Source organism: Synechococcus sp. WC10meta, from assembly GCF_047461475.1.
The window spans coordinates 76,180-94,590 of the sequence record NZ_JANSHF010000009.1 but is presented as its reverse complement, the minus strand read 5'-3'; the positions used below and the strand labels follow the sequence as shown (position 1 = coordinate 94,590).

At 59.3% G+C, this 18,411-nt stretch carries 20 protein-coding genes and 1 tRNA gene; 14 read left to right on the top strand and 7 right to left on the bottom strand.

Translation table 11 applies throughout. From position 1 onward, the window contains the following. Positions 1 to 650, bottom strand: a 650-nt coding sequence (locus tag NW804_RS06545; protein WP_414423146.1) for a phosphatidate cytidylyltransferase, incomplete at its 3' end; no start/stop codon positions are given. A gap of 74 nt (positions 651 to 724) precedes the next feature. Between NW804_RS06545 and NW804_RS06540 the strand changes: the two genes are divergently transcribed. From NW804_RS06540 to NW804_RS06530, 3 genes are all read left to right on the top strand, one after another. Next, a complete protein-coding gene (locus NW804_RS06540) occupies positions 725 to 883 on the top strand; it encodes a hypothetical protein (RefSeq protein ID WP_414423145.1) in 159 nt (52 codons plus the stop codon). 43 nt (positions 884 to 926) lie between these two features. After that, positions 927 to 1,928 carry a pyruvate dehydrogenase (acetyl-transferring) E1 component subunit alpha gene (gene pdhA, locus NW804_RS06535; protein ID WP_414395329.1) on the top strand — a complete coding sequence of 334 codons (1,002 nt, stop codon included), beginning with the start codon at positions 927 to 929 and terminating at the stop codon, positions 1,926 to 1,928. 192 nt (positions 1,929 to 2,120) lie between these two features. After that, on the top strand, positions 2,121 to 3,701 hold the full coding sequence (locus tag NW804_RS06530) for an NAD(P)H-quinone oxidoreductase subunit 4 (RefSeq protein WP_414423144.1): 1,581 nt from the start codon (positions 2,121 to 2,123) through the stop codon (positions 3,699 to 3,701). Between the two features lie 121 nt (positions 3,702 to 3,822). Here the strand turns inward: NW804_RS06530 and NW804_RS06525 are convergent, their stop codons facing one another. Both NW804_RS06525 and NW804_RS06520 read right to left on the bottom strand, forming a co-directional pair. Then, positions 3,823 to 4,002: a hypothetical protein gene (locus NW804_RS06525; protein WP_414420918.1), complete on the bottom strand. Its 180-nt coding sequence runs from the start codon at positions 4,000 to 4,002 to the stop codon at positions 3,823 to 3,825. A gap of 504 nt (positions 4,003 to 4,506) precedes the next feature. Then, a complete protein-coding gene (locus tag NW804_RS06520) occupies positions 4,507 to 5,505 on the bottom strand; it encodes an ABC transporter substrate-binding protein (protein WP_414423143.1) in 999 nt (332 codons plus the stop codon). 130 nt (positions 5,506 to 5,635) lie between these two features. Between NW804_RS06520 and cobA the strand changes: the two genes are divergently transcribed. The 4 genes from cobA to grxC are packed head-to-tail and all read left to right on the top strand — an operon-like array spanning position 5,636 to position 11,133. Beyond that, a complete protein-coding gene (gene cobA, locus NW804_RS06515; protein ID WP_414423142.1) occupies positions 5,636 to 7,144 on the top strand; it encodes a uroporphyrinogen-III C-methyltransferase in 1,509 nt (502 codons plus the stop codon). 36 nt (positions 7,145 to 7,180) lie between these two features. Beyond that, entirely contained in the window at positions 7,181 to 8,005 is an 825-nt protein-coding gene (gene menB / locus NW804_RS06510) for a 1,4-dihydroxy-2-naphthoyl-CoA synthase (RefSeq protein WP_414395320.1), read from the top strand. Positions 8,006 to 8,049: 44 nt separating this feature from the next. Continuing rightward, on the top strand, positions 8,050 to 10,836 hold the full coding sequence (gene polA, locus NW804_RS06505; RefSeq protein ID WP_414423141.1) for a DNA polymerase I: 2,787 nt from the start codon (positions 8,050 to 8,052) through the stop codon (positions 10,834 to 10,836). 36 nt (positions 10,837 to 10,872) lie between these two features. After that, entirely contained in the window at positions 10,873 to 11,133 is a 261-nt protein-coding gene (grxC, locus tag NW804_RS06500; RefSeq protein ID WP_099884243.1) for a glutaredoxin 3, read from the top strand. A gap of 69 nt (positions 11,134 to 11,202) precedes the next feature. Here grxC and NW804_RS06495 read toward each other — a convergent pair whose 3' ends face one another. Further along, a complete protein-coding gene (locus tag NW804_RS06495; protein WP_414410112.1) occupies positions 11,203 to 11,499 on the bottom strand; it encodes a DUF2470 domain-containing protein in 297 nt (98 codons plus the stop codon). Positions 11,500 to 11,609: 110 nt separating this feature from the next. Between NW804_RS06495 and NW804_RS06490 the strand changes: the two genes are divergently transcribed. From NW804_RS06490 to NW804_RS06470, 5 genes are all read left to right on the top strand, one after another. Then, positions 11,610 to 12,041 (top strand): DUF29 domain-containing protein, encoded by a 432-nt coding sequence (locus tag NW804_RS06490; RefSeq protein WP_414395310.1) that lies wholly within the window; start codon positions 11,610 to 11,612, stop codon positions 12,039 to 12,041. Between the two features lie 8 nt (positions 12,042 to 12,049). Further along, positions 12,050 to 12,478 carry a DUF29 domain-containing protein gene (locus NW804_RS06485; protein ID WP_414405077.1) on the top strand — a complete coding sequence of 143 codons (429 nt, stop codon included), beginning with the start codon at positions 12,050 to 12,052 and terminating at the stop codon, positions 12,476 to 12,478. A gap of 439 nt (positions 12,479 to 12,917) precedes the next feature. After that, entirely contained in the window at positions 12,918 to 13,193 is a 276-nt protein-coding gene (locus NW804_RS06480; protein ID WP_414395304.1) for a hypothetical protein, read from the top strand. 113 nt (positions 13,194 to 13,306) lie between these two features. After that, a complete protein-coding gene (locus tag NW804_RS06475) occupies positions 13,307 to 13,975 on the top strand; it encodes an RNA-guided endonuclease InsQ/TnpB family protein (RefSeq protein ID WP_414423140.1) in 669 nt (222 codons plus the stop codon). A 63-nt stretch (positions 13,976 to 14,038) separates the two neighbouring features. After that, the gene (locus NW804_RS06470) at positions 14,039 to 14,305 is read left to right on the top strand and encodes a hypothetical protein (RefSeq protein WP_414405075.1); all 267 of its coding nucleotides are present in this window, start codon (positions 14,039 to 14,041) and stop codon (positions 14,303 to 14,305) included. 51 nt (positions 14,306 to 14,356) lie between these two features. Here NW804_RS06470 and NW804_RS06465 read toward each other — a convergent pair whose 3' ends face one another. Beyond that, a complete protein-coding gene (locus tag NW804_RS06465; RefSeq protein WP_414423139.1) occupies positions 14,357 to 15,817 on the bottom strand; it encodes a CRTAC1 family protein in 1,461 nt (486 codons plus the stop codon). Between NW804_RS06465 and rpsT the strand changes: the two genes are divergently transcribed. Continuing rightward, entirely contained in the window at positions 15,811 to 16,116 is a 306-nt protein-coding gene (gene rpsT / locus NW804_RS06460) for a 30S ribosomal protein S20 (RefSeq protein WP_414395296.1), read from the top strand. The genes NW804_RS06465 and rpsT overlap by 7 nt on opposite strands. A gap of 40 nt (positions 16,117 to 16,156) precedes the next feature. Here the strand turns inward: rpsT and NW804_RS06455 are convergent, their stop codons facing one another. Continuing rightward, on the bottom strand, positions 16,157 to 16,600 hold the full coding sequence (locus tag NW804_RS06455) for a hypothetical protein (RefSeq protein ID WP_414423138.1): 444 nt from the start codon (positions 16,598 to 16,600) through the stop codon (positions 16,157 to 16,159). 141 nt (positions 16,601 to 16,741) lie between these two features. Here NW804_RS06455 and NW804_RS06450 point away from each other — a divergent pair. Beyond that, positions 16,742 to 16,814: transfer RNA gene (locus NW804_RS06450), tRNA-Arg, on the top strand. A gap of 272 nt (positions 16,815 to 17,086) precedes the next feature. On the opposite strand, the gene hemL is transcribed toward NW804_RS06450, so the two are convergent. Then, the gene (hemL, locus tag NW804_RS06445; protein ID WP_414395291.1) at positions 17,087 to 18,394 is read right to left on the bottom strand and encodes a glutamate-1-semialdehyde 2,1-aminomutase; all 1,308 of its coding nucleotides are present in this window, start codon (positions 18,392 to 18,394) and stop codon (positions 17,087 to 17,089) included. Positions 18,395 to 18,411: the final 17 nt, after the last annotated feature.

The following is an 18,411-nucleotide window of genomic DNA, read 5'->3' as shown; positions in this document are numbered from 1 at the left end:
CCCAGCAGGCTGGTTAACCCAATCAAAAACCCCAGAATGCCCCCACTCAACCAGCTCCACGGCCAGCCCAGGTAATAGGCTCCAACCACCGCAAGGGTCATGCTGGCGGCAATCCCGGCTACCGCCCCTTCCACCGTCTTTTTCGGGCTGAGGATGGAGAGCTTGGTGCGCCCAAAGGCCCGACCACACAGGTAGGCCGCTACATCGGCAGCGATCACGCAGCCAATGGCCAGCAGCGTAATCCATAGCCCTTCGCCCAGCCCTTGCGCAAAAGACAAGGCCCTGACCCGAATCCAGAAGCTGGGCAGCAACGCACAGTAGAACAACCCCAAAATCGAGGTGGCAATATCGGCAATGGTGGCCACCTTGGGCTTAAAGAGCAAATAAAAACAGATGATCGATCCCGCCACGATAAAGGCAGGGCTGGTCCACTCGGGCTTGACCTGCTGCAAAATCACCAGCACCTGGCTGGAAAACATGGTGGTGCGCATGGCCGGCGCATTGCCCTTAGCCCGCACCAGACGAAAGAACTCCAGTTGGGCCAGAAAAATAATCAGCCCAAGGGCTGCCGTGAAGTACCAGCCCCCTAGCAGGGTAACCGTCAGGGCAAACAGCACCGCCACGAAACCGCTAACCCAACGGGCTCCCATAGGCGCACCCCGCTATGTTGGCCAGCCGTTCCGGTTCGGGGGAGAGATCCCAGCCACCCGAGACCCTTGCCAGGATGCCTGCTCTTGCGGCCTTCGCCTCAGCGGGACGGAGTTTTGACTTCGACGTGGCTGCTGCAACGGCAATGCCTCCTGCCTTAACCTTTCAGTCTACCGCTGGGATCCCCCGCGATCTCCAGTTGGCGGGATCGCAGGTGTTCCTGAGCGTGGGATAATTGAAAAGCCGCAAGAACGGGTTACCCTCAATTGAATTTCAGAATGGTTCAGGAACTTACCCCTCCCGTGGCTAGTCCCCGCATCTCCGCCGAAGAGGCTCGAATGCTCTACGAAGACATGGTGCTGGGCCGCCTGTTTGAGGACAAGTGCGCCGAGATGTACTACAAGGGCAAGATGTTCGGCTTTGTGCACCTCTACAACGGGCAGGAGGCTGTGTCCACGGGGGTGATCAAGGCGCTCAAGCCCACCGACTACATCTGCAGCACCTACCGAGATCACGTGCATGCCCTCAGCGCTGGGATCCCGCCGCGAGCGGTGATGGCGGAGCTCTTCGGCAAGGCCACTGGCTGCAGCAAGGGTCGGGGCGGCTCCATGCATCTGTTTTCGGCAGAGCACAACTTTTTGGGAGGCTATGCCTTTGTGGCCGAAGGGATCCCTGTGGCTACAGGGGCAGCGTTTTCAGCCAAGTACCGCGGCACTGACCAGGTAACCGTCTGCTTTTTTGGGGATGGGGCCTGCAACAACGGCCAATTTTACGAATGTCTCAACATGGCCGCCCTCTGGAAGTTGCCTATCGTCTACGTGGTGGAGAACAACTTTTGGGCTATTGGCATGGCCCACAGGCGTGCCACTTCGGTAACCGACATCTACCTCAAGGGCCCAGCCTTTGGCATGCCTGGCTACCAAGTAGACGGCATGGACGTGCTGGCGGTGCGGGAAGCAGCTCAACAGGCCATCGCCCGCGCCCGTGCCGGAGAAGGCCCCACTCTCCTGGAGTGCCTCACTTACCGCTTCCGCGGCCACTCTCTGGCTGACCCCGACGAGCTGCGCAGCCCCGAAGAAAAGGAATTTTGGCGGCAGCGGGATCCCATCAAACGCCTGGAGCGCTACGCCTTGGAACACAACTTGATGACTGAGGCGGACTTCCAGGCCATTCACGAGAAAGTGAGCGCCGTAGTGGAAGACGCAGTCCTTTTTGCCCTGGAAAGCCCAGAGCCCACGCTGGACGAGTTGCACCGCTTTGTTTTTGCCGAAGATGAGTAGCTAGGCATTGGGGCAGTGCAGCTTGCCCTCGGGCCGCCATTGCCGCCCTCTTGCCAAGCCTTGATGCTTACCATCAGAGAAACCTTGTCCAGGTCTGCGCTCTTGCGCAGATTTTTTTGTAAAGGTCGCTTTCCATTTGTTTACATAGCTTCATATCATTGAGATGTTGAGTATAAGTACCTATTCTCAATCATGAGCAGTCCTCTTGAGTTTCCTTGGCTGTCGGCCCTGGTGCTCCTGCCACTGCTGGGTGCCTTCGGGATCCCCCTGCTTCCCCAGAGCTGCTGGGCGCGTTGGTATGCCCTTGCCGTGGGGGCTTTGGATTTGGGCCTGATGGCCTACATCTTTGGGTGGCACTACGACCTGCGGGATTTTTCGCTGCAACTGGCCGAGCGTTACGCCTGGGTGCCCCAGATCGGGTTCCACTGGTCGCTGGCGGTGGACGGCCTGTCCTTCCCGCTGGTGCTGCTGTCGGGCTTGATTACGACTTTGGCGATTGTGGCAGCTTGGGAGGTGGCCTACAAGCCGCGTCTATTTTTCTTTTTGCTGCTGCTCCTGTACGGCGCCCAGGTGGGTGTGTTCTTGGCGCAGGATCTGCTCCTCTTTTTCTTGATGTGGGAGATTGAGCTAGTGCCTGTTTATCTCCTCATCGCCATCTGGGGCGGGCCGCAGCGCCAGTATGCTGCCACTAAGTTCATCCTCTACACCGCCGCTGCTTCGATTTTTATTTTGGTGGGATCCCTGACAATGGCCTTTGCTGGCGAGGGCTTTAGCCTGGAGATGGCAGAGCTAGGTGCTAAGTCCTACCCGCTGGCCCTGCAGATCTTGGCGTATACGGCTTTCCTCATGGCCTTCGGGGTCAAGCTCCCGATTTTTCCCCTCCACACTTGGCTGCCCGATGCCCACAGCGAAGCCTCGGCGCCCATCTCTATGATCCTGGCCGGGGTACTGCTCAAGATGGGGGGCTATGGCCTCATCCGCCTAAACGCGAATCTCCTAGCGGAGGCCCACGTGTACTTTGCCCCGGTGCTGGCGGTGCTGGGGGCAGTGAACATCATCTATGGGGCGCTGGCGGCCTTGGGACAAAACCACCTCAAGCGGCGGCTGGCCTACTCCTCCATTGCCCACATGGGCTTTGTGTTGATTGGCATGGCAACTTTTACGGAGCTGGGGCTTAATGGCGCTCTGCTGCAGATGATCTCCCACGGGCTGATCGCGGCGGTGCTCTTCTTCTTGACAGGGATCACCTATGAGCGCACCCACACCCTTTTTCTGGAGAAGTTGGGAGGATTGGCCAAGCAACTGCCCAAGACCTTTGCCCTGTTTACGGCAGGAGCTTTGGCCTCTTTGGCGCTGCCGGGGATGAGCGGCTTTGTGGCCGAGCTGACGGTATTTTTGGGCTTGACCACCAGCGATGCCTATGCACCAGCCTTCAAAGCAGGGGTGGCGCTGCTGGCGGCAGTGGGTCTTATCTTGACGCCTGTCTACTTGCTTTCTCTGCTGCGGCAGACTTTCTATGGCCCTTCGGATCCCAGCCTGGTGCTGGAAGAGTACCTGGGCGATCTGCGCCCGCGGGAAATGGCAGTGGCCCTCTGCCTGCTCTTGCCAATTCTTGGCATTGGCTTCTACCCACGTTTGGCTATCCAGAGCTATGATGTGACAACGGTGGCGGTGGCAGCCCACTTGCGCAGTGCCCTGGCAACGGAAATTGTCCAGCGGCCCCTTTTGCCAGCGCAACCAGCTCAGGTAGCAGCGCTGCCCACCCGTAACTGAGAACTTTGCGGCTTGCTTAACAGGAAGAGCTGGTACTTTTCAGCTCTTCTTTTGCTTTTTTTAATGTTTGAGCTTGGACTTGAGGGGGAGGATGTCTTCAACCCTGCTGGGGGTGTTAACTCTAGCGAGGATCGGAAGGAATAGAGTTGTGTTCCATCAGGTTGAGTTGCACCACCAGCCACCATAGGGTGATGTCGGAGTAGGTTCCCCGCTGCTTCAGACGGGAGATAGAGTGAACCGGGTTTTGGCTGTCGATCATCCACTCCGAAGCAATGATTCGGCTACGTTCGCGGGCTTCCATTTTTTCTCTCCCCTCGCCAACTCTCAAAGCTTGAGATAGCTCCTATTTTCAGGATGGCGAATTTGGCGGGGAGCGTGTGAAAAAATATATTACGCGGGGATCCCAAGGAGAGCTAACTTTCTTAGCAATTGCAATCCCAGGGGCCAGTTAGTTGGGCGCTTGCCGACTGCGAGGGCCAGAGAAGCTTGACAAAGGGTCGAAATTTTTGCCAGGGGGGTAGAGATACCCTGACGGTAAGCCGATCCAAAATCTCATCGTGGGAGAGGCCTTTGCGAACCCATCCTTCACAGCTGTGCAGCTGCTGGGCGGCGCCGAGGAGAAAGCGGTTGAGAGGTGGTCTGTACGCAGACTAGATCCCGTCCTGAGAGCACCAAGAAGAAGCCCGCCAGTATCCCCCCTCCAGATCCATTTTGGTTCCCCAGAGCTTGCAGGCTATGGCCAACGCTATCGGCTTGGATGGCAACGACCCTCTGCCCCACTGGTGGCCGCCAAGCTTGGCGGTGATTAGGCAATCTGGCTAGGAAGAAAGTCAAGGGTGTAGGCTTGCTGGACGTCCAAGCCAGCTTCGACGACTCCCAGGGCAACCATTTCCTGAAAATAGGTCTGCCAGCGCTGGTGGGTCATGGCGCCGATCCCCAGGGTAGCCGCGTCGCCGGCAGTGAGGAGGCCGTAGTCTTTTAGGGCCTGGTGGGCGTAGGCCAAGAGGGCCTCGCTCATGTTGGGGTTGTCCTGCCGAATGAGGCGGTTGCCGGGGCGGGGATCCTCTAGGTAGCTTTGCCACCCTTCAATGGAGGCGGCCACAAACTTGCGCACTTGGTCAGGGTACTGTTCGGCAAAGGGGCGGGTGGTCTCCAGGGTAGTGGCATAAGGGGAATAGCCGTAGTCGGCCAAGAGAAAGACGACGGGATCAAAACCGCCCTCCTGGCGCACGCGGAAGGGCTCGGAGGTGACATAGCCCTGCTGGGCGGAATACTTGTCCAGCAGGAAGGGGGTGAGGCTGAAGTTGTAGGGGCGCTTTTGGTCGTCGGTGAAGCCAAATTTGGCCCGCAAGAAAGGCCAGTAGGTGAGGTTGGCCCCTGGCGAGACCCAAATGGGCTTGCCCCGCAAGTCCTCTAGGCGCTCGATGCCCACCCCCGGATGGGCCAAGAGACACTGGGGATCCTTTTGGAAAAAGGCAGCCACGGTGAGCACTGGAATCCCAGATTGCAGGGCGGCCAGGGCGTCAGGGCTGCCGCCGAGGACGAAGTCTGCTGCCCCCCCCGCCAGGAGTTGCAGCACGTTGACCGCCGTTCCCCCCATGCGGATTTCCACCTGCAGGCCGTAGTCGGCGTAGATGCCCAGGGCCAGGGCTTGGTAGAAGCCGCCGTGTTCGGCTTGGGCATACCAGTTGGTTACTAGCCGCAGAGGCCGGGATTGGCGGGATCCCGCTCCCACCGCCAGTAGAGCAGCTCCAGCAGCCAGAAACTGCCGGCGCGGCCAAGGCTTTGCAACGGCGTTAGCCATGGGCTTCCACGCTTTTCCGTCAAGGGGCAGGGCTCTTCTTAGCCTAGCTGGAAGATTGGAGAGAGGGGGCTAAGATCCTGCTTTTGCGGCAGGATGGGATAGTTGAGACCAAAGACAGCAGCACATCCCCATGGGCAAGGTGTATCTGGTGGGAGCGGGGCTGGGCGGGCGGGCGGGTCTGACGCAAGGGGCGCTGGAGATCCTGCGGCAGGCCGAGGCGGTTTGGGTGGATGAGCTGGTGGACGAGCGCTTGTTGGCGGAGTTGTCCCCGCAGGCCCAGGTGTGGCGACGTTCCGGAGAAGCGGGTTTGCAGGAGGGCATTCGCTGGCTCATCCAGCGCTGCCGAGAAGGCAAGCAGGTGGTCCACCTCAAGTCGGGGGATCCCTTGATCTTTGGCCGTGCCCGCGAGGAAGTGCAGGCCCTGCGGGAGGCAGGCTGTCCGTTTGAGATCTGGCCAGGCTTGTCGTCGGCCCTAGCCGGCCCTTTGTGGGCTGGGATCCCGTTGACCGATAAACACCTGAGCCGCGCCTTTGCCGTGCTGACTGCCCATGAGCTGGAAGCTCTGCCCTGGGGCGCTCTGGCCCAGTTGGATACGCTGGTGATTTTGATGGGATCCCGGCAGCGGCAATCCATTGGCACCCGGTTGCTGGAGTCTGGGATCCCGGCAGACCGCCCAGTGGCCCTGATCTGGGGGGCGGGGCAGGCGGAGCAGCGGGTTTGGGTGGGCACCTTGGCGGAGCTGCAGCAAGGGGAAGGAGGAGAGCTAGAAGCTGGGGAGAAGCTGCCGGCGCTCTTGGTAGTGGGCGAGGTGGTGCGGCTGCGGCAGGAATTTTTGCCGGGGATCCCACCGTTGCCGCCACCGGCTCCTTTGGCAGGCAAGACGGTGCTGGTCACCCGTGCTGAGGGGCAGTCGCCGGCTTTTCGCGAGCTGCTGCGGGCTCAGGGGGCGCGGGTGGTGGAGATGCCTGCCCTGGTGATCCAGCCTCCTAGCAGTTGGGATCCCCTGGACACCGCCATTGCCAACTTGCAACAGTTCAACTGGCTGCTGCTGACTTCGGCCAATGGGGTGCAGGCTTTTTTCGAGCGGCTGCAGCGGCAGGGGCAAGATAGCCGGGCGCTCCACTCCCTGCAAGTGGCGGTGGTGGGATCCAAAACGGCGGCGGTGCTGGCTCAGTATGGCATCCGCCCAGATTTGATGCCCTCCGCGTTTGTGGCCGAAGCCTTGCTGCCCATTTGGCCAGAGCCGGTGCAGGGGCAGCGCATCCTCTTTCCCCGCGTCGAATCCGGAGGACGGGAGGAGCTGGTGCAGGGGCTGCGGCAACGCGGAGCTGAGGTGGTGGAGGTGGCTGCTTATCAATCGACCTGTCCGGCAGCGGCGGATCCCCAGGTGGTGGAGGCTCTCAAAGATCGCCAGGTGGATATTCTCACCTTTGCCAGCTCCAAAACGGTGCAGCATTTTGCCCACCTCCTGCGCCAGGCAGGGCTAGGCCCTGAAGTCTGGGATCCGCCGGTCCAGATTGCTGCCATCGGCCCCAAAACGGCGGAAACCTGCAAGAAGGTCTTAGGGCGGGTAGATGTGGTGGCTCAGGAGTACACCCTGGAAGGGCTGTTGGGATCCCTCCTCCGGGCCACCCCCTAGCGGGATAATGGGAGGGCAGTCGGGACTCTGGACACCATGTGGCAGACGGCCAAGCTCTACGAAGACATCCTCTACGAGAAGACGGATGGCATTGCCAAGATCACCATCAACCGGCCCCACAAGCGCAATGCCTTCCGCCCCAAGACCATCGTCGAAATGATTGATGCCTTTCTGGATGCGCGGGAGGATCCCAGTATTGGAGTCGTGCTCTTGACGGGCGCCGGGCCCCATACGGATGGAAAGTATGCTTTCTGCGCCGGCGGGGATCAGAGCGTGCGGGGAGAGGCCGGCTACCTGGATGAGGCTGGGGTTCCGCGCCTTAACGTCTTGGATCTCCAGCGCATCATCCGCTCCCTGCCCAAGGTGGTGATTGCCCTAGTGGCCGGCTACGCCATTGGTGGGGGCAATGTTTTGCATCTCATCTGCGACCTGACCATCGCTGCCGACAACGCCATCTTTGGCCAGGCCGGGCCACGGGTGGGCAGCTTTGACGGCGGCTTTGGGGCCAGCTACCTAGCGCGGGTGGTGGGCCAGAAGAAAGCGCGCGAAATCTGGTTTCTTTGCCGCCAGTACACCGCAGCGCAAGCCCTGGAGATGGGCCTGGTCAATGCGGTGGTGCCGGTGGAGGAACTGGAAGCCGAAGGGATCCGCTGGGCGCGGGAGATCCTCCAACACAGTCCTCTGGCCATCCGCTGCCTCAAGGCTGCTTTCAACGCCGATTGCGACGGCCAGATGGGACTGCAGGAGCTGGCGGGAGACGCGACGCTCTTGTATTACATGACCGAGGAAGCTGCCGAGGGCAGACGCGCTTTTTTGGAGAAGCGTCCTCCCAACTTTCGCCAGTTTCCCTGGCGGCCCTAGGGGGCAGCAAACGATAGGCTGGACTCAGTTGTTGGTCTTGGCCGATGGCTTCCCACCCTCCGAGGCTGCTTTTGGTCGATGGCCACTCCCTGGCCTACCGCTCTTTTTACGCCTTTGCCCATAGCCGCGAGGGGGGCTTGCGCACCTCCACCGGGATCCCGACCAGTGTCAGCTTTGGCTTTTTGAAATCGCTACTGGAGGTCTTGGAGAAATACCCTCCCACCCACGTAGCTGTTGCCTTTGATACCCGGCAGCCCACCTTTCGCCACGAGGCCGATGAAACCTACAAAGCAGGCCGTCCGGAAACGCCGCCGGAGTTTATTGAGGATGTGGAAAACCTCAAGCAGGTGTTGGCGGCGCTGCGCATTCCAATTTTGGCAGTGCCCGGCTTTGAGGCCGACGACGTTCTGGGTACGCTCTGCAGGCTTGCCCCCCAAGATTATCGGGTGCAGATCTTAAGCGGCGACCAGGATCTCTTTCAGTTGATTGACCCCGAGGGAAGAATTCGGGTTCTGCATCTCAACAGCAAAGATCGCGTCAGCGAATTTGGCCCCCAAGAGGTCAGAGAGAAATTGGGCATCTGGCCTTGGCAGGTGGTCGACTACAAAGCCCTCTGTGGTGACCCCTCCGACAACATTCCCGGCGTCAAGGGGATCGGCCCCAAGCGAGCGGCAGAGCTCTTACAGCGCTACGGCAGCTTGGAGGAGATTTTCAACCATCTGGAGGAGATCCCTGGCAAAGTCCAGCAGTACCTCAAGGAAGGGATCACCGCAGCCCAGCACTCCCAATTTCTGGCTCGGATTCACTGTGATGTCCCCCTTTTGCCCGACTGGGAGAGCATGAGGCTGACCGGGTTTGACCCGGCGGAAGTGCTGCCGCTTTTGGAGAAACTAGAGTTTCGCAGTTTCATTGCTCAAGTGCGCAAGCTGCAAGCCACTTTGGGCGGGATCCCAGCCCAAGCCTCTGAAGCCAGGACAGGTTCAAAGAATGGCTCTGCCGACGACGAGGCCCTTTGGTTTGATTTTGCTGCACATCCCCCCCCTTCTCTGCCGCCGGTACGCATTGTGGATACACCTGAGCAGTTGGAGCGGTTGCGGCAGGAGCTGTTGGCTTGCTCCGGGATCGTAGCCTGGGACACGGAAACCACGAGTCTAGATCCCCGCGACGCCCAACTGGTGGGGATTGGCTGCTGTTGGTCGGAGCGGGATGTTGCCTATTTGCCCATTGGCCACCGCCAGGGATCCAACTTGGACTGGAACCTAGTCAAACAGAGCCTACAGCCCATTTGGGAGGATCCCAGTCGCCCCAAAAGCCTGCAAAACTGCAAGTATGATCTCAGTATTTTTCGCGCTCATGGCATTCGCCTACAAGGGATCCAATTTGATCCCATGTTGGCTAGCTATGTGCTCAATCCAGAAGCTAGCCACAACTTGGCTGATTTGGCAGCTACCTATCTAAATTTACCCACCACCAGCTATGAAAAGCTGCTGGGCAAAGCAGACTCCATTGCCGATCTGCCTATCCCCAAAGTGGCAGAATATTGCGGAACCGACGCCTACTGCGCCTATCGTTTGGTGCCCATCCTCACCGAAAAGCTACAGCAAACTGACCCACGCCTCTGGAATCTTTTTATCCAGGTGGAGCTGCCCTTGGCTCACGTTTTGGAAGAAATGGAGTGGGTCGGCATCCGCATCGACACTGAGTTTCTCAAGCAGTTTTCTCAGGAACTGGAGAAAGAGCTGCAGACTCTGGAGCAGAAAGCCTACGCCCAAGCAGGCGAGGTTTTTAACCTCAACTCTCCCAAGCAACTGGGATCCCTGCTTTTTGAAAAGCTAAAGCTAGATATCCGAAAAACTCGCAAGACAGCCACCGGCTACTCCACCGATGCTTCGGTTTTGGAGAAGCTGGAAGGAGATCACCCAGTTGTTGAAACGATTCTCCAGTACCGCACTCTGGCCAAGCTCAAATCCACCTATGTGGACGCGCTGCCAGCTCTGGTAAGACGCGATACGGGCAGGGTGCACACCAACTTCAACCAGACTGTTACCGCTACTGGCCGACTCAGCTCCTCTAACCCCAACCTGCAAAACATCCCCATCCGCAGCGAGTTCAGCCGCCGCATTCGCCAGGCCTTCATTCCCCAGGAGGGGTGGCTATTGGCCTCGGCTGACTACTCGCAAATTGAGCTGCGCATCTTGGCCCACCTCAGCCAAGAGCTGACGCTCATCGAGGGCTTTCGCTCAGGGGAAGATGTGCACACCCTTACTGCTCGCTTGCTCTTTGAAAAACAAGAGGTAACTAGCGAAGAACGTCGCCTTGCCAAGACAATCAATTATGGAGTTATTTACGGCATGGGGGCGCAGCGTTTTGCCCGCACTGCTGGCGTGTCTCTGGCAGAAGCCAAGGAATTTTTGCGGCGATTTAACGAGCGCTATGCCGGCGTTTTTGCCTATCTCCGCGCCACCCAAGCCTTTGTGGAAGAACATGGCTATGTGGAAACCATCTTGGGCCGCCGTCGCTATTTCCCCAATTTGTCTCAGCTGTCGGGCCATCGCAAGCAAGCTGAGCTGCGGGCTGCCGTGAACGCCCCCATTCAGGGATCCGCTTCAGACATCATCAAAGTGGCCATGGTTCGCCTGCAGGAAAAGCTGCAGAACTTTCGCTCGCGTTTGCTTTTGCAAGTTCACGACGAGCTGGTGTTTGAAGTAGAGCCCTCAGAATGGCAGGACTTACAGCCACTCATTCAAAGAGAAATGGAAGGGGCAGTGCCCCTCTCCATACCGCTGGTGGTGGATATCCAAATCGGCCACAACTGGAAGAAGGCCAACTGAAATGTTAAGCTATGTGAAAGCGTTCGTTCTCTCCCTATGGCTGTTGAGATCTACACATGGCGTTTTTGTCCCTTCTGCATTCGCGCCAAGCAACTGCTAGACCGTAAGGGAGTCAAGTACATCGAATACGCCATCGATGGGGACGAGGCAGCGCGAGCGGAGATGGCCAAGCGGGCCAACGGGCGCCGGTCAGTGCCCCAGATTTTTATCAACAACCAGCACATCGGCGGCTGCGACGACCTCTACGCCCTTGAGGCCCAGGGCAAGCTAGATCTGCTCCTGCAGCAGGCTACCTAGATCCGTCCCTTGCTCGGGGCCTCGGCTAGCTACTTGAGGCAGACGGATGCACGGGCAAGGAGACTCAGCTTAGACACTGCCCTGCTTAACCCGAGCGCGTGCTTGTTTCAACATGGCAATCAGGGTGTGGTGGGCATCTTCGGAATCCTTGAGAGGGTGATCAAAGGGAATGCGCAGCGTTTGTACGGCTCCGTCAACCTCTACCTGCAAATCCATCCCTTCCGAGTCGATAGCCTGCATGCGGGCCTGGGTCACCCCTTCCACCTGACCGAAGACTCTGGCATAGAGCACTAGGGCATCGGCGTGGTCTTCGTTCATGTGCTTGCAGATGCGCTCGCTAACCTGAGGGGTGAGAGGGTCGGCCATAGAAGTGGGAGTTGCAAAAGGGATGTCCAGGTTTTAGTCTAGCGGACTCTTGGCTCAAACGAATCTTTTCACAGGCAAGGCCCAGCAGCTGAAACCAGACGGGGGTGGACATGCAGCTTTACGAGCGTGACTTCTATGCCTGGACCCAGGAGCAGGCGACGCTGCTGCGCACGGGCCGACTGGAGCAGCTAGATACTGAGCACTTGGCAGAGGAAATCGAGGCTTTGGGTAGACAAGAGCGCCGGGAATTGGTCAATCGACTGGGGATCCTGCTGGGACACCTCCTCAAGTGGCAGTTTCAGCCCCAGCTTCGCGGTAAAAGCTGGCAGGCTACGATCATCGAACAGCGGCAGGATATCCAGGAACTCATTGCGGAGAGTCCCAGCCTCAAATCTTATCTAGCTGAAGCGATGGAGAAGGCCTATCGCAAAGGACTGCTCCTGGTGGTGAGAGAAACGCCCCTCTCTCTACAGGATTTGCCTGATCAGTGTCCCTACACGTTTGAGCAAGTGATGGATCCCAGCTTTTACCCTGAAAAATAGGAGTGAGTATGCAGCTTTACGAGCGCGACTTCTATGCCTGGACCCAGGAGCAGGCGGCACTGCTGAGGTCGGGGCAGTTGGAGCGACTGGACAGAGTTCATTTGGCAGAGGAAATTGAGGCTTTGGGCAGGCAGGAGCGCCGGGAACTGGTCAATCGACTGGGGATCCTGCTAGGCCATTTGCTGAAATGGCAGTTCCAACCTCACTTGCGAGGTAAAAGCTGGCGAGCAACCCTTAGCGAGCAACGCCGCCAAATTCAGCGACTCCTCAAAGAGAGTCCTAGCCTCAAACCGGAGCTGGCGGCAGCTCTGGCAGAGGCTTACCAAGACGGGATCCTGCTCGTAGTAAAGGAAACACCGCTTGCTGAAGACGACCTGCCCGCCGAGTGCCCCTACACTCTTGAGCAAGTGGTAAATCTCGGCTTTTATCCGGGATGAGAACAGCTCAAAGGGCTTTGCTCGCCCTCGAGAAATGCCGCCTCTTGCAACCTGACAGAGAAAGCTGGGTTGTCCAGACCAATCTGTCCCCCAAGAGCTGCAACCAGAGCTTTGGGAGGGCCGACACCAGCAGGCCGAGAAGCTTATCACTGCTCATGCCAACACACTGAGAATCTTAATAACAACGGCAGGCCTCAAGGCTCACGAAAGCTGAAGTGAATTCCTCCTCGTGCTAGCGGGACAGGGTTCCTCTAGGGGGCAAGTGCTGCTAGGCTTTGCGCTCCGCGCCGCTAACGCGAGCAAGACTGAGCTCAGGCTCAACAACAAACAGCGGACACTGACAGCCCAACATGCCGGTGTAGCCCGCCGTGCCTACAACTAGGGCCTGGCCATCTGCCAACAGGCCATTGAGGCCAAGCCGAAACTACCCACGGCCAAAGTGCTCCGCACCGCTGTCGCGAACGACCTGCACAAGCGGCTGGTGGTGGGGGTCAAGAAGGCCAACCCCTGGTACTACCAAGTCTCCAAGTGCGCCCCGCAGCAGGCACTCCGCAGCTTAGAGCAAGCCTGCGCGCTACGCGCCGCTGACGCGAACAAACGCTGGCGGAGTGGACTGGGCCGGTTTCCCCGCTTCAAGCGCAAGGGGGTACGGGACAGCTTTTATCTCGAAGGCAACATCCACATCTCCGGCAACCGCATCAAGGTACCTATCTAAGGCCTCCGGCCCGCTTGGTGAGTGGCTGGTTACGCTGTGCGGAGATCCCCCCTACTGCCACCCCCCAGAACGTCGTGATCAGCCTGCGGGCTGGGCGGTGGTACATCTCTTAAGTGCTACGCACCGCTGAAGCGAACAAGTACGAGGCCCTGTCTCCGCAGGTTGAGGAGACGGGGGATGGGGTGGGGGTGGGCTCGGGCGTGAACCAGCTGGCCACCTGCGCCAGTGGGGAAATGTTTGATAACCCCAAGCCCTACCGCAAAGCCCAGAAGCGCTTGGTGAGGCTGCATCGGCGGCTGAGTCGCAAGCAAAAGGGATCCGCCAACCGCAAGAAGGCAGTGGTGCAGCTTGCTAGGGCCCACAAACGGGTGGCGGACATACGACTAGACAACTTGCACAAGCTGACCAGCTACTTGGCCAAGAAGTACCGGGTGGTGGTGATTGAGGACTTGCAGGTAAAAAACCTCCTCAAGAATCGCCGCCTGGCCGGATCTTTAGCCGATTGTGGCTTCTATGAGTTAAGGACTCCGTCCCGCTATCGCGAACGGCGACAGCTAGAGTACAAGGCCCAACTCTACGGCTGTCAGTTGGTGGTGGTGAATAGGTTTTATCCATCCAGCCAACTGTGTTCACGGTGTGGGCACCGACAGAAGATGCCACTTTGCCAGCGGGTGTTTCGGTGTGAAAGGTGCGGCCTGGAGATCGACAGGGATCTGAATGCTGCTCGAAAGCTACATGCTGCGGCACCTAAGCCGCTGCAAAGATCAAGCCAGGAGAGCTGAATAGGATAGAGATCCGCAGGAGCTAGTTAGCCAGCAGGTGCGCTATTTCCAGCGGCTTTATGTTTGGCGCCTGCCGAGGCAGAGTTGACCTGGCTGCAAGCCCCAGCGCGCTTGACCGATGAAGAAATTCTCACGCTGGTTCGAGAGGTGTTTTTGCCCTTGGGGATCGATGGTTTTCGCCTCACCAACGGCGAACCTCTGCTCAGGCTGGGCTCAGATGTGGCCCTCACACCAACAGCTTCAACCTCAGTCAAAAAGCCCAACTTCTCTATGGGGCGGGGCTACGCTGCATCAATGATCACAGATTGGGATCGCTGGCAGCAGATCTAGGCCAGAATCCAAGTTGCCCACCAAGTGGGGTTCGATGTTTCAGATTAGCGACTAGCCAGGATAGGGGATCCGCAGAAGCTGGTTAACAGGGGGGTTGACCACTTGCACTTCTTTCCCGTCCGGCCACTGGATCTGGATTTCCTTGACCACCGTCTCGGATCCTAGGCCAAAGTGGGCCACCGGCTCCATTTGGCAGAGGTAGCCGCTGCCGGCATCGATGGGCCGAATCTGCAGGCGGCCAGGAGTTACTAGCCGCACCAGAGCGCCGCGGGCTGGGGATCCCTGGCGAGTTAGAGGCAAGACCCTCAGCCAGTTATTGGCATTAGCCAGGGGCCGGTAAAAGCTTAGAGGCTGGGCGCCCGATTCCCCGTGGGCAATGAGCAGCTCCAGGCGCCCATCCCCATCCACATCCGCCACCGCCGCGCCTGTCCCCAGTCCCTGGGGCTCAGCCGCCTCCCCAATATCGATGGCCTGCCAGGAGCCAGAGCGCCAGCCAAACAGGCGGTTGGGCTCGCCGATGTTGTTAAAAAACAGCTCCGGGTAGCCGTCGTTGTCGAAGTCGGCAGCGATGACCGTGCGGATGCGGGAGGGCCTGGCCAGCTCGGGGGGAGCCACGTTTTTGAAAATGCCACTGGGGGTTTGGATCCAGAGGCGATGCGGCCCTTCCCAATTGCCGTACACCAAGTCCAGCCGCCCGTCCCCATCCAGATCCACTGCTGCCACGCCGCGCCCGTGCTCGTTGGGATCCGCCAGCCCCACCTCGGCGGCGATTTCCTCAAAGGTGCCATCCCCGCGGTTGCGGAACAAAAAATTGGGCCCCTGCTCGTTGACGGCGAAAATATCCATCCGCTGGGAGACCAGAGGCACGGCCACCAGCCCTCGCCCACCTGTAATCCGGTTCACCCCCGCCTCGGGCGCTACATCAGCGATCATCTGGTTGGAGCCCAGCTCGTAAAGCCGCATGGGGCCGCCGTAGTTGGCGACGAAGAACCCGTACTGTCCCCGGCCCAGGCGATCCACACAGGCCACCGAGCGTCCGGCAGTGAGGTTGAGGGCATCTTGGTTGTGGGGCAGCGAGAACAGATCCACCCAGCGGGAGCCCTGCCAGTCGAAGAGGCGATCCCCAAAGCGCTTGCGCCCGCCGAAAGTATCGGTATTCAAAACGTAGAGTTCTTCTTGGCCGTCACCGTCAAAGTCGCCAGCAGCTACCCCAATGGCCATGCGCCCCGCATCGGCCAGGGTGTCGTCCACCAGATCCACCAGCGCCTGCCCGTTCCACTTCAAAACCCGGTTCGGGCCGCGGAAGCCGCACACAAATAGCTCAAAAGCCCCGTCCCGATCCAAGTCGCAAACGGCAACCCCATAGAAAAGGGCAGGCGGGTTGAACTGGATGAGGGAGCTGCAATCGCAAAACATGGGGATCCCGTCCGACGGCTGGGGGAGGAACTCGTGGGACTCTAGGCTCTGATGGTATGCTAGATCCTCGCTGTTCTTACCTTTCAACCATGCCACGTACCAAATCCGCTATCAAGCGCCTCAAGATTGCCGAGCGAAACCGACTGCGCAACAAGGCTACCAAGGCCATGGTGCGCGCGCTCATGAAGAAGGTGATCTCTCTCTCTTCTGCCTACGCGGCCAACCCTCAGCCGGAAACCCTGCAGGAGATCCAGGCGGCAATGAGCGCTGCCTTTAGCCGCATCGACAAGGCGGCCCAAAAAGGTGTGCTGCACAAAAACACCGCCGCTCGTCGTAAGGCTCGTCTGTCCCGGATTGTGCAACGCTCGATAGCTGCTGCTCCTAGCTCCTCCTAGGTCAGCATCTGGGAGGCCTTGCCAGCCGGGATGCCTTCTGTTAGCGGGGATCCAGGGTGCACACCAGCCAGCGCCGCAGAGGGTGCCAGGCAGGCAAAGACAGGATCCAGCGGGACTGTTGCTCGAGCATCTGGCGCTCGAAGGGGTAAAGCCCAAACAGCTCGTAGCGGCTTTGGGCAACTAGGATCCCTACGGTGAAACTGACGCAAAGCAACAGGCCAAAGGTGGGCCAGCTAGGGCGGTAAAAGAGGGCATAGCGCAGGCCCGTCCAGGTGAAGTGTTGCCAGAGGCGGAGGAGATCTGCCCGCAGCGCCCAAAGACTAGGGATCCCGACCAACAGCCACAGCAGGCCCAAAAAGACGAAACTGCCGCCGTGGTAGAGCCGCAGCAAGCGTCTAGCCGCCGGCGAGAGGGATTCCAGGCCGGGAAGGACGCGAACGGCTTTCTTCTCCTCAACGAAGCTAGGATCAGGGGGCAGTGGCATAGGGATCCCTCCTGTAGGCGTAGAAAGCACCTGTTGAAAGCAGGCCTTTGTCATCATAGGGCTAAAGGTTCTTTGACGATCCTTGGGGCAACCGACCTTCCGGTAGGCAAGCTTCCCAAGGCTATAATGACTCTGGATTCTGCCTTGCTAGCTCAATGGATAGAGCACCGACCTTCTAAGTCGATGGTTGCAGGTTCGAGTCCTGCGCAAGGCGCTAGGCAAAGTTCTCCACAAGCTGGAGCTGGCCTCTAGCCGTATTTGAAGAACGAGGGCTGGAGCAACGGTGCCTCCCAGGGGCAGTGGCCTCTGCCTAGGGCACCCCTATGCACTCCCTGTAGCTTGCCAAGAGGAAGGACTCCTACCCTCCAAGGCTGGGAAGAGCGTTAAGCCGCCTCCAGGGAAGAACCTGGCTCTGGTCTCCCCAATCCAACGCTGCTCAGAGCGGATGCGGAAGCCGAGGTGGCCTACAGGCTGCACCTCCTGGAACTAAAGGGCCCGCAGCACCTCTCGCGCTGCCTCCAGGGTTCTTTCCACATCCGCCTCCGTGTGGGCCAGGGAAGTAAAGCCCGCCTCAAACTGCGAGGGCGCCAGATACACCCCCCGCTCCAGCATGCCGCGGTGAAAACGGGCAAACTTTTGCAAGTCTGACTGCCTGGCTTCCTCGTAGTTGCGCACTGGGCCGGCAGTGAAAAAGAAGCCGAACATGCCCGGCAGATAACCTCCGCACATTTCGTGCCCAGTCTCCCGGGCAATCTCCAGCAGCCCTGTCAGCAGCTTCTCAGTAATGCGCTCCAGATACTCATAGGTGCCTGGGCGGCGCAAAATCTCGAGCGTCTTGATGCCGGCAGTCATGGCTAGAGGGTTGCCGGACAGCGTACCCGCCTGGTACATTGGCCCCGCGGGCGCTACCATCTCCATGATTTCCCGCCGACCGCCATAGGCGCCTACCGGCAGGCCACCGCCAATGACCTTACCCAGGGTGGTCAGGTCAGGGATGACGCCAAACTTGCCCTGGGCGCCACCGTAGCTGATGCGAAAGCCGGTCATCACCTCGTCAAACACCAGCAGAGCGCCATACTTTCGGGTGAGCTCGCGCAAGCCTTCCAAAAAGCCTGGCTGCGGTGGAATAAAGCCAGCATTGCCCACCACCGGCTCGAGGATCACGCCGGCAATCGAATCAGGATACTGCTCGAACAGCGCCTTGACCGCCTCTAGGTCGTTGTAGGGAGCCGTCAGCGTAGCACTGGTAGCCGCCTTGGGCACCCCTGGCGAGTCCGGTAGGCCCAGAGTAGCCACTCCCGAGCCAGCCTTGACCAAGAACATGTCCGCATGGCCGTGGTAGCAGCCCTCGAACTTGATCACCTTTTCCCGGCCCGTGTAGGCTCGCATCAGGCGCAGCGCTGCCATACAGGCTTCGGTGCCGGAGTTCACAAAGCGCACCATCTCCACGCTGGGCACCGCTTCGATCACCCGCTCCGCCAGCTCGTTTTCCAGAACAGAAGGGGCGCCAAAGCTGGTGCCTTTCTCCAGAGCCTGCCGCAATGCCTCAATGACTTCAGGATGAGCGTGGCCCACAATGGCTGGCCCCCAACTGCCGATGTAGTCGATGTACTGGTTGCCGTCCACATCCCAGGCGTAGGCCCCTGAGACTCGGTCAAACACGACGGGATCCCCGCCCACGGACTTGAAGGCGCGCACCGGTGAGCTAACCCCGCCGGGCATCAACTGCTGGGCGCGGGCGAAGATCTCTCTGGAGCGGGCGGTATTAAAAGTGGGACGAAGAGTGCTGGTCATAGTAGGGCGGCTACTCG

Coding starts and splice junctions, on each gene's coding strand:
- NW804_RS06540 (WP_414423145.1), top strand. CDS start 725: ATGCCTGCTCTTGCGGCCTTCGCCTCAGCGGGACGGAGTTTTGACTTC.
- pdhA (WP_414395329.1), top strand. CDS start 927: ATGGTTCAGGAACTTACCCCTCCCGTGGCTAGTCCCCGCATCTCCGCC.
- NW804_RS06530 (WP_414423144.1), top strand. CDS start 2,121: ATGAGCAGTCCTCTTGAGTTTCCTTGGCTGTCGGCCCTGGTGCTCCTG.
- NW804_RS06525 (WP_414420918.1), bottom strand. CDS start 4,002: ATGGAAGCCCGCGAACGTAGCCGAATCATTGCTTCGGAGTGGATGATC.
- NW804_RS06520 (WP_414423143.1), bottom strand. CDS start 5,505: ATGGCTAACGCCGTTGCAAAGCCTTGGCCGCGCCGGCAGTTTCTGGCT.
- cobA (WP_414423142.1), top strand. CDS start 5,636: ATGGGCAAGGTGTATCTGGTGGGAGCGGGGCTGGGCGGGCGGGCGGGT.
- menB (WP_414395320.1), top strand. CDS start 7,181: ATGTGGCAGACGGCCAAGCTCTACGAAGACATCCTCTACGAGAAGACG.
- polA (WP_414423141.1), top strand. CDS start 8,050: ATGGCTTCCCACCCTCCGAGGCTGCTTTTGGTCGATGGCCACTCCCTG.
- grxC (WP_099884243.1), top strand. CDS start 10,873: ATGGCTGTTGAGATCTACACATGGCGTTTTTGTCCCTTCTGCATTCGC.
- NW804_RS06495 (WP_414410112.1), bottom strand. CDS start 11,499: ATGGCCGACCCTCTCACCCCTCAGGTTAGCGAGCGCATCTGCAAGCAC.
- NW804_RS06490 (WP_414395310.1), top strand. CDS start 11,610: ATGCAGCTTTACGAGCGTGACTTCTATGCCTGGACCCAGGAGCAGGCG.
- NW804_RS06485 (WP_414405077.1), top strand. CDS start 12,050: ATGCAGCTTTACGAGCGCGACTTCTATGCCTGGACCCAGGAGCAGGCG.
- rpsT (WP_414395296.1), top strand. CDS start 15,811: ATGCCACGTACCAAATCCGCTATCAAGCGCCTCAAGATTGCCGAGCGA.
- NW804_RS06455 (WP_414423138.1), bottom strand. CDS start 16,600: ATGCCACTGCCCCCTGATCCTAGCTTCGTTGAGGAGAAGAAAGCCGTT.
- hemL (WP_414395291.1), bottom strand. CDS start 18,394: ATGACCAGCACTCTTCGTCCCACTTTTAATACCGCCCGCTCCAGAGAG.